Below are 572 nucleotides of genomic sequence, written 5' to 3' on the forward strand. Positions count from 1 at the left end.
CATCAATGATGAACAGTCAAACAAATATGTTGAGCTACGTTTATATCCAGCATTTTATAAAGGTAGGACTCAGTTGTTATTGAGAGACATTGATAACCAGTATAGAGAACTGCATTATGGTATGCGAGGGTATTTTGACGGGATTATATTAGAACGAGAGTAAGTGAACAAAATCTCTTTATTGTCTCAGAATAAACATAAGCTGAACTGAAGATCTAATTTAATAAGTTAAATTTTCATTCTAAAGAAAAAAGGACGGCAAGAAATATCCCTTCGCCGTCCATTATTTAACACTCATGCTAAAAATTTTAGATCTGAGCCGCAACCTCTGCCCCATCACGGATTGCGCGTTTGGCATCTAGCTCAGCTGCGAGCTTAGCACCACCAATGAGATGGTATTGCGCGTCTGGTGCATCGCCCACATTTGGCATCAGCTCGACCACGGACTCCTGACCGGCGCAAACGACGACGCTATCGACACGAAGTAGCTGGCTTTGTCCTTGTGAATTGGTCACCCAGATACCTTCGTTGGTGATTTTGTCGTACTGCACGCCAGCGACTTGGATGACGCC

Annotated in this window: 1 pseudogene; it reads right to left on the minus strand. The window is 43.2% G+C overall.

Features of this window, described 5'->3' with window-relative positions:
* Positions 1-308 precede the first annotated feature (308 nt).
* Positions 309-572, minus strand: a pseudogene (gene fadH, locus ACS8FC_RS19610) (NADPH-dependent 2,4-dienoyl-CoA reductase); the annotation flags it as partial.

The sequence above is a fragment of the Psychrobacter sp. 1Y4 genome (genome assembly GCF_051847555.1).